At 65.7% G+C, this 17,403-nt stretch carries 17 protein-coding genes; 5 read left to right on the top strand and 12 right to left on the bottom strand.

Translation table 11 applies throughout. The features are described from left to right. Positions 1 to 11: 11 nt before the first annotated feature. From rfbF to IEV99_RS05750, 3 genes are all read right to left on the bottom strand, one after another. Entirely contained in the window at positions 12 to 803 is a 792-nt protein-coding gene (gene rfbF / locus IEV99_RS05760) for a glucose-1-phosphate cytidylyltransferase (protein ID WP_188516729.1), read from the bottom strand. A gap of 713 nt (positions 804 to 1,516) precedes the next feature. Then, a complete protein-coding gene (locus tag IEV99_RS05755; protein WP_188516728.1) occupies positions 1,517 to 1,870 on the bottom strand; it encodes a hypothetical protein in 354 nt (117 codons plus the stop codon). Positions 1,871 to 1,950: 80 nt separating this feature from the next. Continuing rightward, the gene (locus tag IEV99_RS05750) at positions 1,951 to 2,139 is read right to left on the bottom strand and encodes a hypothetical protein (protein WP_188516727.1); all 189 of its coding nucleotides are present in this window, start codon (positions 2,137 to 2,139) and stop codon (positions 1,951 to 1,953) included. A gap of 412 nt (positions 2,140 to 2,551) precedes the next feature. On the opposite strand from IEV99_RS05750, the gene IEV99_RS05745 reads away from it, so the two are divergent. Then, entirely contained in the window at positions 2,552 to 3,313 is a 762-nt protein-coding gene (locus tag IEV99_RS05745; RefSeq protein ID WP_280514633.1) for a sugar transferase, read from the top strand. Positions 3,314 to 3,765: 452 nt separating this feature from the next. Further along, a complete protein-coding gene (locus tag IEV99_RS05740) occupies positions 3,766 to 4,890 on the top strand; it encodes a glycosyltransferase family 4 protein (RefSeq protein WP_308469349.1) in 1,125 nt (374 codons plus the stop codon). 27 nt (positions 4,891 to 4,917) lie between these two features. Here IEV99_RS05740 and IEV99_RS05735 read toward each other — a convergent pair whose 3' ends face one another. Beyond that, complete coding sequence (locus IEV99_RS05735) at positions 4,918 to 6,120, bottom strand: glycosyltransferase (RefSeq protein WP_188517667.1); 1,203 nt, start codon at positions 6,118 to 6,120, stop codon at positions 4,918 to 4,920. A gap of 537 nt (positions 6,121 to 6,657) precedes the next feature. Between IEV99_RS05735 and IEV99_RS05730 the strand changes: the two genes are divergently transcribed. Beyond that, on the top strand, positions 6,658 to 7,356 hold the full coding sequence (locus tag IEV99_RS05730; protein WP_188516725.1) for a LuxR C-terminal-related transcriptional regulator: 699 nt from the start codon (positions 6,658 to 6,660) through the stop codon (positions 7,354 to 7,356). Between the two features lie 39 nt (positions 7,357 to 7,395). On the opposite strand, the gene IEV99_RS05725 is transcribed toward IEV99_RS05730, so the two are convergent. The 6 genes from IEV99_RS05725 to IEV99_RS05700 form a co-directional block, all read right to left on the bottom strand. Further along, entirely contained in the window at positions 7,396 to 8,175 is a 780-nt protein-coding gene (locus tag IEV99_RS05725; RefSeq protein ID WP_188516724.1) for a Crp/Fnr family transcriptional regulator, read from the bottom strand. A gap of 249 nt (positions 8,176 to 8,424) precedes the next feature. After that, positions 8,425 to 8,916 (bottom strand): hypothetical protein, encoded by a 492-nt coding sequence (locus IEV99_RS05720; RefSeq protein WP_188516723.1) that lies wholly within the window; start codon positions 8,914 to 8,916, stop codon positions 8,425 to 8,427. A 305-nt stretch (positions 8,917 to 9,221) separates the two neighbouring features. After that, the gene (locus IEV99_RS05715) at positions 9,222 to 10,481 is read right to left on the bottom strand and encodes an aminopeptidase (protein ID WP_188516722.1); all 1,260 of its coding nucleotides are present in this window, start codon (positions 10,479 to 10,481) and stop codon (positions 9,222 to 9,224) included. Between the two features lie 128 nt (positions 10,482 to 10,609). Continuing rightward, the gene (locus tag IEV99_RS05710; protein ID WP_188516721.1) at positions 10,610 to 11,437 is read right to left on the bottom strand and encodes a lanthanide ABC transporter permease protein PedC; all 828 of its coding nucleotides are present in this window, start codon (positions 11,435 to 11,437) and stop codon (positions 10,610 to 10,612) included. Continuing rightward, positions 11,434 to 12,177 (bottom strand): lanthanide ABC transporter ATP-binding protein PedB/LutE, encoded by a 744-nt coding sequence (locus IEV99_RS05705; protein ID WP_188516720.1) that lies wholly within the window; start codon positions 12,175 to 12,177, stop codon positions 11,434 to 11,436. The genes IEV99_RS05710 and IEV99_RS05705 overlap by 4 nt, the downstream gene beginning before the upstream one ends. Positions 12,178 to 12,264: 87 nt before the next feature. Further along, entirely contained in the window at positions 12,265 to 12,720 is a 456-nt protein-coding gene (locus tag IEV99_RS05700) for an opioid growth factor receptor-related protein (RefSeq protein ID WP_188516719.1), read from the bottom strand. A 326-nt stretch (positions 12,721 to 13,046) separates the two neighbouring features. Here IEV99_RS05700 and IEV99_RS05695 point away from each other — a divergent pair, with 326 nt between their 5' ends. Next, positions 13,047 to 13,895 carry a cation diffusion facilitator family transporter gene (locus IEV99_RS05695; RefSeq protein ID WP_308469362.1) on the top strand — a complete coding sequence of 283 codons (849 nt, stop codon included), beginning with the start codon at positions 13,047 to 13,049 and terminating at the stop codon, positions 13,893 to 13,895. 21 nt (positions 13,896 to 13,916) lie between these two features. After that, on the top strand, positions 13,917 to 14,876 hold the full coding sequence (locus IEV99_RS05690; RefSeq protein WP_188516717.1) for an ornithine cyclodeaminase family protein: 960 nt from the start codon (positions 13,917 to 13,919) through the stop codon (positions 14,874 to 14,876). Here IEV99_RS05690 and IEV99_RS23660 read toward each other — a convergent pair. After that, a complete protein-coding gene (locus IEV99_RS23660) occupies positions 14,873 to 15,868 on the bottom strand; it encodes a CBS domain-containing protein (RefSeq protein ID WP_210318623.1) in 996 nt (331 codons plus the stop codon). The two genes, IEV99_RS05690 and IEV99_RS23660, sit on opposite strands and share 4 nt — an antisense overlap. A gap of 76 nt (positions 15,869 to 15,944) precedes the next feature. Next, entirely contained in the window at positions 15,945 to 17,399 is a 1,455-nt protein-coding gene (gene cysG, locus IEV99_RS05680) for a siroheme synthase CysG (RefSeq protein ID WP_188516716.1), read from the bottom strand. Positions 17,400 to 17,403: the final 4 nt, after the last annotated feature.

Raw genomic sequence — 17,403 nt, 5'->3', positions numbered from 1 at the left:
TGCGCTTGGGATCAGCGATCAGCTCCGTCCCAAACCATCCAGGGGGCCTTGCCGGCTGCCCAAAGGTCGTTCAACACCCCCTTGTCACGCAGCGTGTCCATGGGATGCCAGAAGCCGTCATGCGTGAACGCCATCAGTTCGCCATCGCGCGCCAGCCCGTCGAGTGGCCCGTGCTCGAAGGAGATGTGATCGCCCTCGATGTAGTCGATGACGCTTGGCTCGAGCACAAAGAACCCGCCATTGATCCAGGCGCCATCGCCGCCTTTCGGCTTTTCCACGAAGGCGCGCACGGAAGGATTGTCGCGGCCGAGCGAGAACGTGCCGAAGCGGCCGGGCGGCTGCACGGCCGTGAGGGTGGCCTTGCGCCGATGCGCGGTGTGGAAGCGGATCGCCTCGCTGATGTTGACGTCCGAAACACCGTCGCCGTAGGTCATGCAGAACGTGTCGTCGCCGACGTAGTCGCGCACGCGCTTGAGGCGGCCTCCCGTCATCGTGTTCGGACCCGTGTCGACCAGCGTCACCTTCCAGGGTTCGGTTCGCCGGCCCAGCAGCGTCATTTGATTGGTGCTCAGGTTGAAACACACGTCGGCGGTCTGCATCGCGTAGTTCGCGAAATATTCCTTGATGACGTGACCCTTGTACCCGCAGCACACGATGAACTCGTTCACACCGTGAGCGGCGTAAATCTTCATGATGTGCCAGAGGATCGGCTGGCTGCCGATTTCAACCATTGGCTTCGGGCGAACGCCGGTTTCTTCCGAAATCCTTGTGCCCAACCCGCCAGCGAGGATGACCGCTTTCATTGCCCATCTCCTAAGACTGCTGCAGATTGAGACCCGCGAGCTCTCAATTCCAAGTTGCACTTCTGGCTTCAGTAGTTGCCCTTCCGTACCTCTATTTGTTTACCTAGTTGAGGAACGGGCGGCCTTTCTGGCTGGCGGCCTGGAGTTTCGGCGGCATATGCCCGGCGAGCGAGCCTGACAGTAGATCTCACAAAATTTCTGCAACGTGCGCTTTCGCACCTCTCAAGGGCTGGCGGTCGCCCTCGTTCAAACCCGGATAGACGGTTCAAAGCACGCGATGATTAATCGGCGCGTTGCGCCCGAGGCTAATAGCTTTGGTACCAGACAATGCCGCGGGCCAGCGTTCGTGGCGAAGATCCTGCGCCTCGCCCCCTGGCGTGTCGGGCGTAGATCTTGGCCCAGAGATGATAGGCCGCTCGATCTTGGGTCAGCAGAAGGCTGTTGTTACTAGATCCTCAGCTATTTCTTTGGCCTCTTAGAGGTATCCGCGAAGACCTCTATCCTACGGGGCGCTATCCTGACATGCAGATGGCGCTTGGTCTGGAGTGCCCGCGGAGCGATCGGTCGGGAGCACAGCAAAAAAACTGGCTCAACTGAAAGCAACGATTGAAGAACAGCATATTCGGCGAGCGCTGCCGAACGCATATCGTAGGCTCGATGGATGTACGCTGGATCAGTGAATGTTCGTAGAGTTACGAGATTAGATGAGTGCCCTAGTGGGATCTAACGACTACGTTCGCGCTGAAGGCGTTCAGCTCGCTTTCAAGTTCCCGCAAATGGGCGATCTCGGCCTGCAATTGCCGCATGCGGGTGCGGACGCGCATCACAGTTTGCTCAACGGCCCTGAGCTGAGGCTCGCTCGTTTGCGGGTCCTCCAGGGCGAAATTTTCGGAATCCGATAACACGCAGGCTCGCGCGATCCCTTCCTCGTACCGCCTGGACAAACCTTCAAGCTCGCGTGTCGCGTCGCTAATGGCGTCCGCGAACGCTGAGCCAACAGCCGCGAGCCTGCCGCGCTGATCCGGCTTGCTGACAGTCTCTCGCGAGAAGAGCGTGCGCAGGTTCATCCAGGAGTCCTCCGTCCGCTGCAGCATCGACGCTGATGCGAACCGGCTCAACTTGGCCGAAAGGTGTTAGTCTCGACGATTTAGAGCGGCTTATCGAGTTTGGCGATCAGCCGAAGGTAAAAATCGCGTTCTTCGGCTTCCCCTTCCGAAGCCTCCGTCCGGCTGCCCGGCAACGTCGCGACGGTATCCAGCAGGACCTGACGGATGCGCTTGCGTCGCTCCGCATCAGTCTCCTGGTCGCGTTCCGCAGATCTGAAGCGTGCGAGCAAGCGCTCTCCCTCGTCGGCGCATGTATCGACCGATCCAGGCGCCATTTCGCCCAGCGTGGCGTCCCGTGTGCGCCGGGTAAAGCCTAGAGCGATCAGACGGGGCGATCAAGGCGAAGCCGCAGCCGCCTGCGGGGGCCGACGTGGCGCCTCGATTCGCCGCGCGCCGGCGCTCCGGCTGTCCAACAGGGCCAGGTTACTGCTTCTTCTGTGACATTCCTCTCAGAGCTCACTCGAAGGGGGCGCACCACGCGCATCGCCTACCCCTTTTGCTCGCCTATGCGCGTCGCGGGAATCGCATGAGGATGATGCATAAGCCCCTGGAAGAACTTGGCGCATGGTAATGAGACGACTTGATTTCGAACCGAGCATCTCACCTTTCCGGCCCGGTGAGCGGGACACCCGGACTGCGCCGATGACGGCCCCGATCTGCGTTCACGCCCGAGCTGAGGAGGCAACCGCCGGGGCGGCGTCCTATCCGTCCGCGAGCGCTCTCGACGGAGGTTCGCAGCCAATCACCATGCAGCCGCGCCGGCTCGACAGCGCCGATGGATCGTTTGCGCCCATCGGGGGCTGGCGCAAGCGCAGCATCGACATCGTGGTGGCGTGCACGGCGCTCATCCTGCTGTTGCCGATCTTCATGATGGTCGCCCTCGCGATCAAGCTCACGATGGGTGGTCCCGTCATCTTTTCGCAGCTGCGAATCGGTCAGGGGCGCCGGCCATTCCGGTGCCTGAAGTTCCGCACCATGGTGCAGGATTCGGACGCCGCTCTGCGGCAATATCTGGCCAGCGACCCGCAGGCCGCGCAGGAATGGCGGGAGTTTCGCAAGCTGCGGCGCGATCCCCGCGTGACGCGGATCGGCTCGATCCTGCGCAAGACGAGCCTCGACGAGCTCCCGCAGCTGCTCAACGTGCTACGCGGCGACATGAGCTGCGTGGGCCCTCGCCCGGTGCTCGAGGACGAGCTCGAGCGCTATGGCCCCCATGCGCGCGATTATGCGCGCGTGCGTCCGGGGCTCACCGGGTTGTGGCAGACCAGCGGCCGGAATCTCCGCACCTATGACGAGCGCGTGGCGTTGGACTGCCACTACGTCCAACATTGGACGCTTTGGGGCGACGTTCTGATCCTTCTAAAAACCGTCCCGGCGGTGATCAGTTTCGGCGAGACGTCCTGACCGTTTCAGCGTATTGAGTCTGCGCCGCGCGTGCGAAGGGCCTCTCGGGCCGATCGCCGGTTGCGTCTGGCGTCTAGCCAGACGACCAGACTCACGCCAACTCCGAAGCTGAATTGCAGGACGATGACAGCCACGACAGCAAAAAGCACTGTCTTGGATGACGGCCACCGTGAGACCAGGCCCACCGCCACGGCCGCCGCAAGGACGAGCCCGGTCGCCATCAGGAGAGCTGGCGCACGGAATCGAAATCCGAGAACCAAGCCGGCTAAGCCTGTGACGATCACCGCCAGGAACACGACTTCTGCTTCCTCGGTTCGCGACGCCACTCAGGCCGCGCTTGCGCGGGCATGGCGGAATCGGCTGCCGCTTTCCAGCTTGAGCGAAAAACGAGCGGACCGCCACTCCCCCCTGCCGAGACGCCGGGGAGGCCTGAGCGGGCCTGCGCGTGGAGAATGGTCGTGAATCGCAACTGGACCATTAACGGCCGCTTCCTCAGCCAATCGCTCACCGGCGTCCAGCGTTATGGCTGGGAGATCGTGACGGCGCTTGACGAGCTTCTCGCCGAGGGAGGCCGGAACACGGCGGACCTGACGATCACGCTGGCGGCTCCGCCCGGGTGCGAGCCGAGTTCAAGCCTGAAATCCGTCCGTTTCGTGACCGCCCCGGGCGGGTCGGGCCACGCTTGGGAGCAGATCGCGTTGCCGCGAGCCGTGCAAGGGGGCTTGCTGAGCCTCTGCAACACCGGTCCGCTGACTGTGCGCAAGCAGATCGTCTGCATCCACGACATGAACACCCGGCTGGCCCCCGACAGCTATTCACGCGCATTCCGAGCGCTGTATCGCATCCTGCTGCCGGCCTTGGGCTTCAGCGCCGCCCGGGTGGCCACCGTCTCGCATTTCGCGGCCGAGCAGCTGGCCCATTTCGGGGTGGCGTCGAACAACAAGATCTTCGTGGCGCCCGATGGCCATGAGCACGCCTTGCGATGGACCCCGGCGCATTCGGCGACGACCAGCGCGGCTGCGGGGCCCGACACCGTCGTGGTGATCGGCAGCCGCGCACCTCACAAAAACATCGACCTCATCTTCGAACTCGCCCGCGCGATGGCCCCTGATGGGGTCCGTTTCGCGCTGTGTGGTGGACTGGATTCACGCGTTCACGCGCAAGGAGCGACCGCGAGCGCCGACAACGTCGTGCTGCTCGGCCGGGTCAGCGACGACGAGCTCGCGGCGCTTTTGCGGGATAGCTGCTGCCTCGCCTTTCCGTCGTTCACGGAAGGGTTCGGACTGCCGCCGCTCGAAGCCATGGCGCGCGGGTGCCCGGTGGTGTCATCAGATCGGGCAAGCATGCCGGAGATCTGCGGAGACGCCGCGCTGTATGCGTCGCCCACGTCAGTGGCGGACTGGCGGGCAGCCATTCTGCGGCTGCGGGATGACGCCGAACTGAGGCAGGGCTGCATCGCCCGCGGGCGGGAGCGCCTGCCGCAATTCAGCTGGCGGCGCACGGCCGAGCTTTATCTCGAGCAGATGGCGGCGATCGACGGTCGCGCTTCCCAGAGGAGCAGAGCGGCGGCGGCCTAAACCGGCCGCCGCTTTTTAGGGTGACGGTCAGTCCGCCTGGTGCGAAGCCCAGACCGCGTCGAACGCTTGCGCGACCTCGCGACGGAAACGCTCCGCCGAGAACCGTTGGGCATTCTCGGCGCAGGCCTGTGCGGTGATCGCAGACCCCTCACGCTCAAATCGCATCACGGCGTCGGTCAGCGAGCCGACGGTCTGCTGCTTGAACAGTAAGCCGGTGGGATTGTCGGTCCCAAGCGGACGGACGATGTCACGGGCGCCGCCGCGGCCAAAGGCGATCAGCGGCGTTCCACAGGCCTGCGCTTCCGCGAGGGCGATTCCGAAATCCTCGCATCCGGCGAAGACGAGCGCCCGCGCCCGCGCCACGGCGCGTACATAGTCTTCCTGAGGAAGGAACCCACTGAACTCGATGTTCGGGCCGGCCATGTTGCGGAGCGCCGCAGACTGCTGGCCCTCTCCGACGACCAGCAAGCGCCGGTCGGGCATGGCGTTAAAGGCTTCGATTACGAGGTCAGTACGCTTGTACGGGGCCATGAACGAGGCCGTGATGTAGTAATCGTCCTTCTCGGTCGACATCGTAAACGTGTCGAGGTCCACCGGCGGATGCACGACGGTGGCGTCACGGCCGTAGACCCGCTTGATCCTCGACCGCACGAAGCTCGAATTGGCGAGCATCACGTCCGGCCCGTGCGCCGTGCGCGTATCCCACGTCCGCAGACCATGCAGGAGATAACGGTACAGCAAGCCAACCGGCCCGAAGCCCAGCTTGCCTTGCTGCAGATAGGAGAACTGCTCGTCCCACGCGTAGCGGATCGGGCTGTGGATGTAGCTGACATGCGGCTGGTCCGGCCGGGTCAGCACGCCCCGCGCAAAGGCGGCCGAAGAGGAAACCACGGCGTCAAAGCCCGTTACGTCGAACTGCTCGATCAGGAACGGGCACGCGAAAAACAGTCCGCGGTAGTATTTGCGAACGCCGGGAAGCTTGTTCGCCGGAGACGTGTGAAAGACCACGTTCGGAAAGTGGCGTTTCTTGATCTCGTCGCTGAAGAAGTCGAACAGCGTGAAGACCTCGCTGTTCGGGAACATCGCACAGAGTTCCGCCAGGACGCGTTCGCCGCCGCGGAACGACGGGCACCAGTCGTGCACGATAGCGACACGCTGCGGCCGGGTAATGGGGGCCGGGCTGGGCTGCGGGACTCGCAGGTCATCGACCACGAGGGCCGGACCTGTCATGCGGGGTTTAAGGGGAACGCTCAAGAAAACAGATCCTCGCGAGCGGCGATGGAAAAAGGAGGAAGGCCGCAGCCCACCGTGCTGCGAGCCCTCCCGCGGACCAAGATGCCTGAGAGGCTTACGCCGAGCCTCGCGCCGGGGGGCGCTCCACCCAACGGCGTAGATTAGATTGCGTTCAATCCACGTTAAATTGTTCTACGCGAAACGACACTTGAAACGAGCTTTGACGGACATGAGCGTAAACAGAAGCTTGCGGAATTCAGGTGATCGTCGGGGCCAGTGTCCAACGGTCGCGTTTGCGCCTCGATCAAACGTTCTTGTCGGCAAACTGAGTCAAAAGCGGTAAGCAAAAGGCGGTAAGCTCCAGAGGTGGAACATGGCCGCTGTCTCCCTAGGCCGAACAGGCGGGCTTAAGCGGCCCGGTGTTGCTCCGGGGAACCTCCACGCACCATAAGGTATATGGTTGTAATTTATAGGGTAACGTTTAATTAATCGATCCGCGAGGGGGAGCCCTCGCGTCCAAGCAGGGGAGCAATCATGCCTACGCACCCGGTCCGCCGCGTTCTTCTGGTTGCGGCCAAGACGATCTGGCGAGACCTCCTGGCTGCTCATCTTGCTCGTGAAGCGCCCGATCTGACCATCACTTGCACGGAACGCCCGACCGCGCCGGAGAATGGTTCGTCGCTTCCTGAATTGATGGTCTTCATCTTGAACGAAGGCGAGTTGCCTGGCTTCCTGCGGGATCTCGACTCGGTCCGCGCCCTTTACCCCGGCACTTCAGTTGCGGTGATATCAGACTGCGACGACCCACGCGTGGTCTCGGAGGCGGTCAGGGCCGGTGTGGAAGGCTACCTTCCTATGTCTATGGCGTCCGATGCGCTCGCCCATGCGCTCCGGATCCTGCTCGCGGGCGGCGAATTCGTGCCCTCGGCCGTTCTGGTGCGCCTTGCGGCCGAGCGCGCCAACCGGAGCCCGCGACAGCTGGATCAGTCGCGGCCAGCCGCCCCGCAGGCGACATTCAGTCGGCGCGAAAGCGATGTTTTGGCTCTGTTGCGCCACGGCAAAGCCAACAAGGCAATCGCATCCGAGCTGAAGTTGCGCGAGGGCACCGTCAAGGTGCATGTCCGAAGCCTGATGCGGAAGCTCAACGCCCGTAACCGGACCGAGGTGGCCGTCTACGCGTCGCAGCCTCAGGCAGCAGAGGCGTCTAACGCGGAAAGCCGCGCTGACCGGTAAGGTCGGGCGGCCAATCCTCAGTTAAAAGCGCGCAGCCGATCAGGCCAGGCGGGCCGCCATCGCGGGGCGCGCTTCGGCGGCTGCGATCGGAGCATCGGCGCCGCCGCCGAGCCAGCGGGCGTAGGACTCGTCCAGCGTGCTGATCCGGGCGAGTTTGCCTGCATCGATGATCTGCAGATCATGCCCCACATAGTTGGCGACGCCGTCGCGCTTGAACTCGCGCAGGGTGCGGCTGACATGGATGGGCGTGAGGCCCAGGGCGTCGGCGATATGCGTCTGCGTGAGCGGAATGCTGAACGGCCGGTCCATGCGGCCGGTGATCTGCCGGCGGCAGTAGAGTTCGTGCAGGAAATTGGCGATGCGCTCGCGCGCCGGGCGCCGGGCAACATCGGACAGGCGTTCCCGTATCAAGACTTCCTGGCGCACGACTTCGGCGACGATCCGAAGACCGAGCGCCGGCTCGCTCATCACGCGGCCAAAAAGCGTCGCGCGCGGGTAAACGCAGTAGACTACGCGAGTAAGGCACGCGCAGCCGACGGCCGCGCCGTCACGCGCCGCGCTGGCGACGCCGATGAGGCTGCCCGGCAGTTCGATCGTGTTGATCTGGCGCCGCCCGTCATCGAACAGACGGTATGAGTAGGCCCAGCCTGAGACGATGCCATAAATGTCGTCACTGCGCTCGCCGGGGGCAAACAACTCCTCACCGGGGCTGAGTTGCCGCAACACCGCGGGGCGTCCGCACAAGTTCGGCAACTCATCGGGCGAGAAGGGCGCGCCTTCCTTCTGATGAAGCGTGGATCTTACGATTTCCGCCGTCATTTAGCGCCCCCCAGACTGAGCGGCCGTACAACGAGCCAAACCACGTTTCAACATCTGATGTTTAATCCATATACTTTCGAATGCGGCATTCGATTAAAAAAGTTTGAAGCATACTACTCTGGGTTGCAATTGCTCTTATGAGGTAAGCGTCGCAGGACGGACGGATTCACCTTTGGATTAGTCCGAAAGGATTAGTTCGACGCAGGTTCAGCGCCGGTCCATCACGCATCCGGCTCGCGACGCTCTGCGTTAACGCCTCGCACGGCGAAAAGTGCAGCGCAAACAATCGGTTATAGCAACTACGCCGCTCAGGCCGCCTGCGACGCCCAGGGTCAGCCCTGGTATGTGAACCGTCTCTCCGTCGCCAAACGCGATGGTGACGTCGGCGCCGTCGTCGTGCACCACCGCGGTGACGCCTTGTCCATGATCCAGGTCCAGCCTGTCTGCGGTGAAATTATACATAACGTTCTCTCGATGTGACTTCGACGATGGGATTAATGGCGCCTTCAGCATCGTGATGGCGGAAGCTTGGCGTTCCAACGTTTGGGTTCGGAGGCGGCCCTCGCCGGACATCTGAGCGCCCGCGCCGCTGGATGGAGCTGCCCTTACGGCGTTGATCGGGTAACCCGTGTGGAGTGACAGGGTCCGCGGCTCATTTGTCCGCGCATGGACTTCAACGGTCGAGCGATCGTCCAGACGCTCCCGGTCGAAGATGTTGTCGGGGTCGATGTCGCTTCTCATTGAACGCACACGCTGGCGACTGCACGGAAAGCAGATCCCGAGATGTTCGTTCTTTCAGAAGCTTTAGCTTGCGGTTTGACCAAACCTCCGCACGTCAAAACGGCAGACAACATGGGCGATTTTCCTCTCCAGGATACTCTTTTTGCATTTTTTATAGTTTTTCGTCCGACCTTTGGCCGTGACGGATTACGCTTTTGAAGCTAGGTACCACAGCGCGAGCGTGCATTAACCTCGATTAAGGTTGTCGGCGTGCGGCTCTACTTCGGCGCAGTGCTTCCGCGCCGCTGGCTTTGCCGTCCTGGCCTTCAAGAAACCCAGTCGCCTTTGCGCATCAGCGGCTCGGCCGAGCCGTCCGCACGCAATCCGTCCACGTCCACCTCGCCCGAGCCAATCATCCAGTCGATGTGGATCAGGCTGTCGTTGGCGCCGCGGGTGACAAGTTCGTCCTTGGGACGACTTACGCCGTTCTGGATGCACTTGCTGTAGGATTGGCCGAGCGCGATATGGCTGGCGGCGTTCTCGTCATAAAGCGTGTTGTAGAACAGCAAGCCGCTTTGCGAGATCGGCGACGAGAACGGCACGAGCGCGACCTCACCGAGCCGGCGCGATCCCTCGTCGGTTTCCAGCACCTTCAGGAGCACGTCCTGGCCGGTTCGGGCCTGGGCGTCAACGATCGCGCCGGCCTCGAACTTCACCGCGATGTCCTCGATCAAAGTACCATTGTAAGAGAGCGGCTTGGTGCTGCGCACCCGGCCATCGACCCGGAATTTGTGCGGGGTCGTGAAGACTTCCTCGGTAGGGATGTTTGCGTTGCAGACGAGCCCGTTTCCGGCCGTGGTGGAGCCGCCATTCCACTCGTGGTCGTCGGCCAGCCCGACGGTGAGGTCCGTGCCGGGGCCGCGGAAATGCAGAGCCGCAAAGCGGGATGCGTTCAGCAACGCGGTCCGGCGCTGCAGTTCGGCATTGTGCTCCGTCCAGGCCGCAACCGGATCCGGCCCGTCGACGCGGGAGGCGGCGAAGATTGCGTGCCAGAGGCGCGCCACCGCAATGTCTTCCGGATCGTCCGGGAACATCGCTCTGGCCCAGGACGGACTCGCATAACTGACGATGGTCCAATTCGTCGCGAAGCCGGCGATCAACTCAAGGGCGGGCATGTAGGCCTTGGACCGCGCCCGGTTGGCGCGCGACACCCGGTCGGGGTCCTGGCCAGCGAGAAGCGACGGATTTTCTCCCGCGATGGCGAGGCGCGCAGCGCCCGCCTTGAACGCCGAAGCCATGCCGTCATAGAGCCAGCCGCTGGCGACGTCGAAGGCGCCGTCTGGCGCGAAGCGGTAGCGCGCCAAGGTCGTTTCCTCATCGGCGAACAGGGTAGTCACCAGCGAGGCGCCAGCCCTGTAGGCGTGCTCGGTGATGCGCCGCACCAGCGGCAGCGCGTCGAACGGGGCGGTCATCACGAGTTCCTGCCCGGGCGCGAGCCCCAGCCCCACCTTCACGGCGATCTCTCCCAGTCGGTCGAGCTTCACGTCATGCGACAGCGCGACAGGTGGGATGGCGTGGCTGGTCATCGAGGCCTCCGAGGGTGATCACATGCGGCGAGCATCGGGTAAGACGGCGATGCGCTCAACCCCCGGCCCTCGACATAGAGGCTTCGAGCGCAGGTTAGGGCGCCCCGGGGCGACGACGCGCGAGGCGCTCATTCGTCCCGCGGAGCCCGACCGAGAACGCCGCTTTGCGGATCATACCCCCGCACGGCCAGCCCAAAGGCCAGGACGCCGAACAGCAGCGTAAGCCCCGTGGAAAGCGCCGAGAATTGTCCGTAGAGGGCGAAGCGGATCATCTCCACCACGTGGGTGAACGGGTTGACGCGGGCTGCCCAGGCGATCCACTCGGAGCCGCTCTCACGCAGCTTCCAGAGCGGGTAGAGCGCGGTCGAGAAAAAAAAGGCAGGGAAGATAACGAAATTCATCGTACCGGCGAAATTCTCCAGCCGTCGCACATATACCGACAGCAGGAGACCGAGCGCGGCGAGCGAGAATCCGCCAAGCGCCAACGCGGGCAGTACGCTGATCCAGCCCCATCGCGGCAGGTCGACACCGAAGGCGAGCGCCACCAACAAGAACGCATAAGCTTGCGCGACGCCGAGCAGCGTTCCGGCTGCGAGCTTGCACAACAGCAGGTACCAGCGCGGCAGCGGCGCGGTGAGCAGCAGCCGGAGGGTGCCGACTTCCCGGTCGAACACCAGCGCGAGTGAGGATTGCATGCCCTGGAACAGCAGCACCATGCCGATCAGGCCAGGCGCCATGTAGACGTCATAGGTGATGTAGTTCTCGTAGGGCGGCGTGATCGACACCCCGAGCACGTTCTGGAATCCGGCCGAGAACACCACCAGCCACAATGTCGGGCGAACCACCGCCGACACCAGCCGGCCCGTTTGCCGGAGGAACTTCGTGATCTCCCGCCGCAGGATGGCCGCGAGCGCGAGGGACGCATGGGCGAGCACGCCAGAATGCGATCCGGTCATGCCGCCCTCCCCTGTGTCAGCGCGAGAAACGCGCCCTCCAGGGTGGATGCGCCGGAACGGGCGACGACGTCGGCCGGCGCGCCGTCCTCGATCACGCGTCCGCGGTGAAGCACGACAACGCGGTCGGCGGCTTCGACCTCCGAGACGATGTGGGTGGCCCAGAGCACACCGAGGTCGCGTTCGCGCACGAGGCGCGAGACGTGCAGCACGAGATCGCGGCGGCTGGCCGGGTCGAGCCCCTGCGTCGGCTCGTCGAGGAGCAGCAGCGCCGGGGCCGACATCAGCGCGCGAGCCATCTCGATCTTGCGACGATTGCCTCCCGACAGGGTGCGCACGCGCTGGCGGCGCGTTTCGCTCTGCCCGAACAGGGCGAGCGCCTCCTCGATGGCGTCCCGGCGCCGGCGGCCGCCGATCCCGTGCAGGCCCGCATGGTAGGCGAGGTTCTGCTCCACCGTGAGATCGAGATCCAGCGAGGGCTGCTGGAACACGATGCCAAGGCGGGCGAGCGCCGCGGTCGGGTCGGCCGCGAGATCCGCGCCCAGAACGCGCACGGAGCCCGAGTCGGCGACGAAGAGCCCGGTCAGGATCTGGAACAGCGTGCTCTTGCCGGCCCCGTTCGGCCCCAGCAACGCCGTGAACCGTCCCGGCTCGAGGCTCAGCGACACGCCGTCGAGCGCCCGGACCTTGCCGTAGCTTTTCGTCAGCCCGTCGATGGCGATCACGGGAACAGGGGCGGTCATGACGGGACTCGGCAGCTTCGGGCCGGCACTCTCGCGCGCCGGGCGCTCCGCCGCAATCGGCATGCGGGCGCGGCTGCGGATCCGGCGTCAGCTTTCCAGCGCCTCGCGCCAGTAGCGGCGGCTGCGAGCGTTGACGGGATCCCCGGCCGCACGGCAGCGGTCCTCGATGGCGGCGAGGAAGCCGGCGGCCGCCTCGCGCCCGACGAGCAGCTTCAAGCTCGTGACGATGCGGGTGATACGCAGGTGGTTGTGGTCGTAAGAGCCGAGCCAGTCCGGACTACGGGCATAGAAGCCGCTCATCAGCACGGCTGCGCGCGCCAGGTTTGCCTGCGCGAGCGGGTCGCCCCGGATTGCCGGAACGTCGCCCGGCGCCAGCACGGGGCTGCCGGGCTGCGCCATGCTGGGCGTCGCCAGCGGAAACAGCCACTGGATGTAGTCATGCGTGAACTCGAGCGCATGGTCGTCCATCGCGAGGACGTCGGCGATCCTGCGCCCCCGGTCGTCTCGGCCCGTTCCGTTCAGGAATGCGTGGATCGGCGTCATGGCGTTCACCTGGAGGCCTAACGCGCTATCTTGGAATTGGCTGCGCAATGGCGTCGAGGGGGCGAAGCGCCTAGGCTCGGGCGCAAACCGACGCGTCCTCGGCGCGTTGGCCACCCTGAGCGGCGCGTGCGCCTATCAGTCAGCCCCGACCGACGAGGATCGAGATCCGCATGGCGCCGTCGACCCACGCCACATCACATGGAAGCAGTCACGGCCACGATCACGGCCACGATCATGGCCATGACCACGCGCACGAAGCCCACGGCCACCATCATGGCGGGGGCGGACACCATCATGCGCCGAAGGATTTCGGCCCCGCCTTCGCGATAGGCACGACGCTGAATTTCGTCTTCGTCCTGGTTGAGCTCGGGTACGGCTTTGCGGCAAATTCGCTCGCCCTGCTGGCGGACGGCTTGCACAATCTGTCGGACGTCGCCGGGCTGCTGATCGCCTGGGGCGCCCTGGCGCTGGGCCGGCGGCTGCCGACCCACTCCCGCACCTACGGCTATCGCCGGGCGTCCATTCTGGCCGCTCTTGGCAACGCTGCGTTTCTGCTCGTTGCGGTCGGGGCCATCGCGTATGAGGCGCTGATGCGGCTCTCGCATCCCGCGCCGGTCGCCACCGCGACCGTGATGGTGGTGTCAGGCATTGGCATCCTGGTGAATGGCGGCACCGCGCTGCTGTTCATGGGCGGCTCGCACGATCTCAACGTCCGTGGCGCCTTTCTCCACATGGCGGCGGATGCCGGCGTATCGCTCGGCGTCGTGATCAGCGCTTTCCTGGTCGGCCTGACCGGCTGGTTCTGGATCGACCCCGCCGTGAGCATCTTGATCGCGGGCGTGATCCTGTTTGGCAGCTGGGACCTGGGACGGCAGGCCGTGAACCTCGCCATGGACGCCGTTCCGCAGGGCGTCGACCGCCGCAAGATCGAAGCTTATCTCGGCTCCTTGCCGGGCGTATCGGAGGTGCACGATGTCCACATTTGGGCGATGAGCACTACCGAGAACGCCATGACGGCCCACCTCGTGCGGCCCGGGGCGGGACTTGATGACGCGCTTCTCAGCGCCGCCACGACCGAGTTGCGGGACCGGTTCAGCATCCACCACGTGACATTGCAGGTGGAAGCGGGCGACCCTACTCATCCGTGTCGGTTTGCGCCGGACGAGGTGGTGTAGCCGGCTGGTTGAGGGCGAACGGTGCGATCGGTCCCGCATATCAAGGCCGACGAGGTCCATCGGCTGCTGCCTTTCGACGTTTTGGTGGAAGGCCTGCTTGCCGCTCACCGCAGCGCGATGCCGGGGGCCGAGCGCTTGTTGATGAGCCGGCCTTTGCCGACGGGCGAGCACGAGCATTTCCTGGTTTGGCCGGCGTGGCGCCCCGGCCAATCGCTCGGCATCAAGCTGGTCACGGTTTTCCCCGGCAACGCGCGCGCGGGCAAAGCCGCGATCGGCGGCCTTTACGTTTTGTTCGACGGTGGAGACGGTCACCCTGTCTGCCTCATCGACGGGCCGGCGCTGACCTTCCGCAAGACTGCCGCTGATTCGGCGGCCGGCGCGTCGCTGCTGGCGCGGCCCGACGCCCGGCGGCTCGCGATTTTGGGCGCCGGCGGGCAGGCCATTTGGCAGATCCGCGCGATGTGCGCCGTCCGGCCCATCGCCGCCGTCTCGATCTGGAATCGCACGCCCGAACGCGCCGAGGCGCTGGCCGCGACCCTTCGGGACGAAGGGCTGGACGCCCTCGCGGCGGCTGCACCCCGGGACGCCGTTGAGGACGCGGACATCGTTTGCTGTGCGACCTCTGCTCAGGAGCCTTTGCTGCGCGGCGAGTGGCTGCGTCCGGGCGCCCATGTGGATCTCGTCGGGTCGTTCACGGCCGGCATGCGCGAGGCCGACGACGAGGCCGTGCGCCGATCGCGCGTGTTCGTGGACACCCGCCGCTTCGCGCTGGTAGCGGGCGACATCGCCGGGCCTATCGCCTCGGGAGCGATCACGGCCGACCATATTCGCGGCGAACTGGCCGATCTCGCGCAGGGCGCCGTCCGGGGCCGAACCGGGCCGGACGACGTCACGCTCTACAAGAACGCCGGCGGTGGTCACCTCGACCTGATCTGCGCCGACCTGCTGTTCGCACGATTTTTGGCGGCCGTGGAGCCTTAGGCGCGCCGTTGCTGGTGCATGCGCCGCACGGTGCTCATCCAAGGGTCATCCTGGCCCTCTTGGTCGCGTCGGCGGTTGTAGTTCGGGTCGCGTTCCTGTTCGGACAGGTGGCGAGTGCGGACCGAGACCGTCCGGATGCCACGCCCCTCGCGGTCTTCGTCGTCAAAGCCGGCCTGCGCCGCAGAGGCCCTCCCGGCGTCGTCGCGGAAGAAGCGGGCGCCGCGCCCGTAGTCCTCCCCGAAGGAATCGTAGCCTTGCTGGCCCGCGCCGCGCGGTTCCGGCGCGCCGCGTCCTTCTCCGGGCATGGAGCCGGCGGAACCAAAGCTCGAGCGAACGTCGTCCTCGTCGCGGAGGCGGAAGCGGCCATCCTGGCGACTACGACGTTCAAACTGGTCCATGTCGGCGCCATTGTCGTCACGGGTGCGGAAATCGTCGCGTTGCTGACGGTCGCGGCGGGGTGCGTCACGCTCCCAGCGTTGAGCGCGTCGGGAGAGTTCCCGGCGCTCGTCGTCCGAGAGCGGCGCGTCGCGCTCGCCGCCACGGGTTCTGCCGCTCGAAGGCGTTCCAGAGCGATCAGGCTGCGCGGGAGTGGAGATGCGGCCCAGCGCTTCCTCCGCGCCAGGAGCATTGTCCTCGACGAGGTCGCCCAGCGCCACCATGCCGATCAGGCGGCGGCTTCGGTCGAGCACGGGGACGCGGCGGACCTGCAGCTCCTGCATGACGTCCACAACGTGCGAGATGTCCTCGTCCTCGAAGCAGCAATGCGGCTGCTCGGTCATGACCTCAAATACGGGCGTGTCGTTCGGGTCGCGGCCCGTCGCGATGGCGCGCACCACGATGTCGCGGTCGGTGATCAGGCCGACCACCTGGCCGCGATGCTGCACTGGCAAGGAGCCGACATTCAGATCGTCCATGAGCCGCGCGGCCTCGCGCAGGCTGCGCTCCGGCGCGATGGCGACGGGGTCGCGGGTCATCACCTCTGAAATCCGCATAGCGATCCTCCTTGGGGCTGAAACACGCGGTTCAACGCCGGGAGGCCGGGGAGGTTCGCCGAAAGAGCGGAGCGCGTTACGCCCCGAGGGTGGCAAGCGCCGCGTATTGGGCTGCCGGGGCGCCGAGGATGATCAGACATGGCCCGCTCGGCGGGTCCGCGGCGAGGACGCCGGGCAATTCGGCGAGCGCGCAGGAGCGCACCGCCTGCGTCTCGGTCGTGGCGCGCTCCACCAGCAGAACGCGGGACGCCGCCGGCAAGCCTTCGGCCAGCAGGCGCTCGACCAGCGCCGGCGCCGTGCGCACGCCCATATACACCACCGTGGAGGCGCGGGGATCCGCCAGAGCCTTCCAGTCGAGATCCTGCGGCAGCGAGCCGTCCTGGCTGTGCGCCGTGACGAACTGGAGGCGGCGGGCGGCGCTGCGCTCCGTCAACGAGACGCCAAGCGAAGCGGCGGCCCCGAACGCGGCCGTGATGCCGGGGACGACTTCGGTGGGCACGCCGGCGTCGCGGCAGGCGTCGAGCTCCTCGGTGAGCCGCCCGAACACGGCCGGGTCGCCGCCCTTAAGGCGGACCACCCGGCGGCCGGCCAGCGCCAACTCGACGATCAGGGCGGTGATCTCGTCCTGCTTGCAGGACGGGCGATGGCCGCGCTTGCCGACCCCGATGCGCTCGGCCTCGCGCCGGGCGAGATCGAGAATGCGGCCGTCCACCAGATCGTCGAACAGCACGACATCGGCCGATTGCAGCGCGCGGACGGCCTTGAGTGTCAGCAGTTCCGGATCCCCCGGTCCCGCGCCGACGAACACGGCCGAGCCGACTGGCGACGCGCGCTCGGTCGCGATCGTCTCGAGCACCTCCATCATGGCGTCCCGATCGGCGTCTTGCGGCGCGGCGTCGGGACGCGCGAGCGCGCGGTCGGTGAAGCGCTCCCAGAAAGCGCGGCGCAAGCGGAACGGCAGCTCGCGCTGCTGAACAAAGGGGCGCCACAGCTTGGCGGCTTCCGCCCAGGCCTTGAGGCCGTCGGGCAGGAGCGCCTCGATGCGGGCGCGGATCGCCTGACCGAACACGGGCGCGGCGCCGTCGGTCGATATGCCAATCACCAGCGGCGAGCGGTTGACGATGGAGCCGAACTGAAAATCGCAGAAGGCCGGCTTGTCGACCACATTGACGGGCACGCCCGCAAATCGCCCGGCGCAGCGGAACGCCTGCGCCTCAGCCTCGCCTTCCACGTCCGCGATCGCCATTGCGGCGGCGCGCAGGACATCCGGAGTCCAGGGGCGACCCATCAGAACCACACGCCCCGGGTGCTCGCGCTCCGCCATCTCCCGCATGGCGTCGCCCGGCTCGGCGGCATAGACCTCTACAACTGCGCCCGCGGCCGCCAGCAGCTCGGCTTTCCACGCCGCGCCGTCTCCGCCGCCAGCCAGCACGACGCGGCGCCCTTCCAGCTTGTGGAACAGCGGCAAGGCCGCGAGCGCGGCGATGCGGGCGGGGGCTGTCGGCGTCGGGCGACGCGGACGCGCGGTCATTTGC

It is taken from the genome of Alsobacter metallidurans (genome assembly GCF_014636935.1).
Lineage (GTDB): Bacteria > Pseudomonadota > Alphaproteobacteria > Rhizobiales > Beijerinckiaceae > Alsobacter > Alsobacter metallidurans.
The sequence above is the reverse complement of the archived record's forward strand: the minus strand, read 5'-3'. Positions and strand labels throughout refer to the sequence as shown.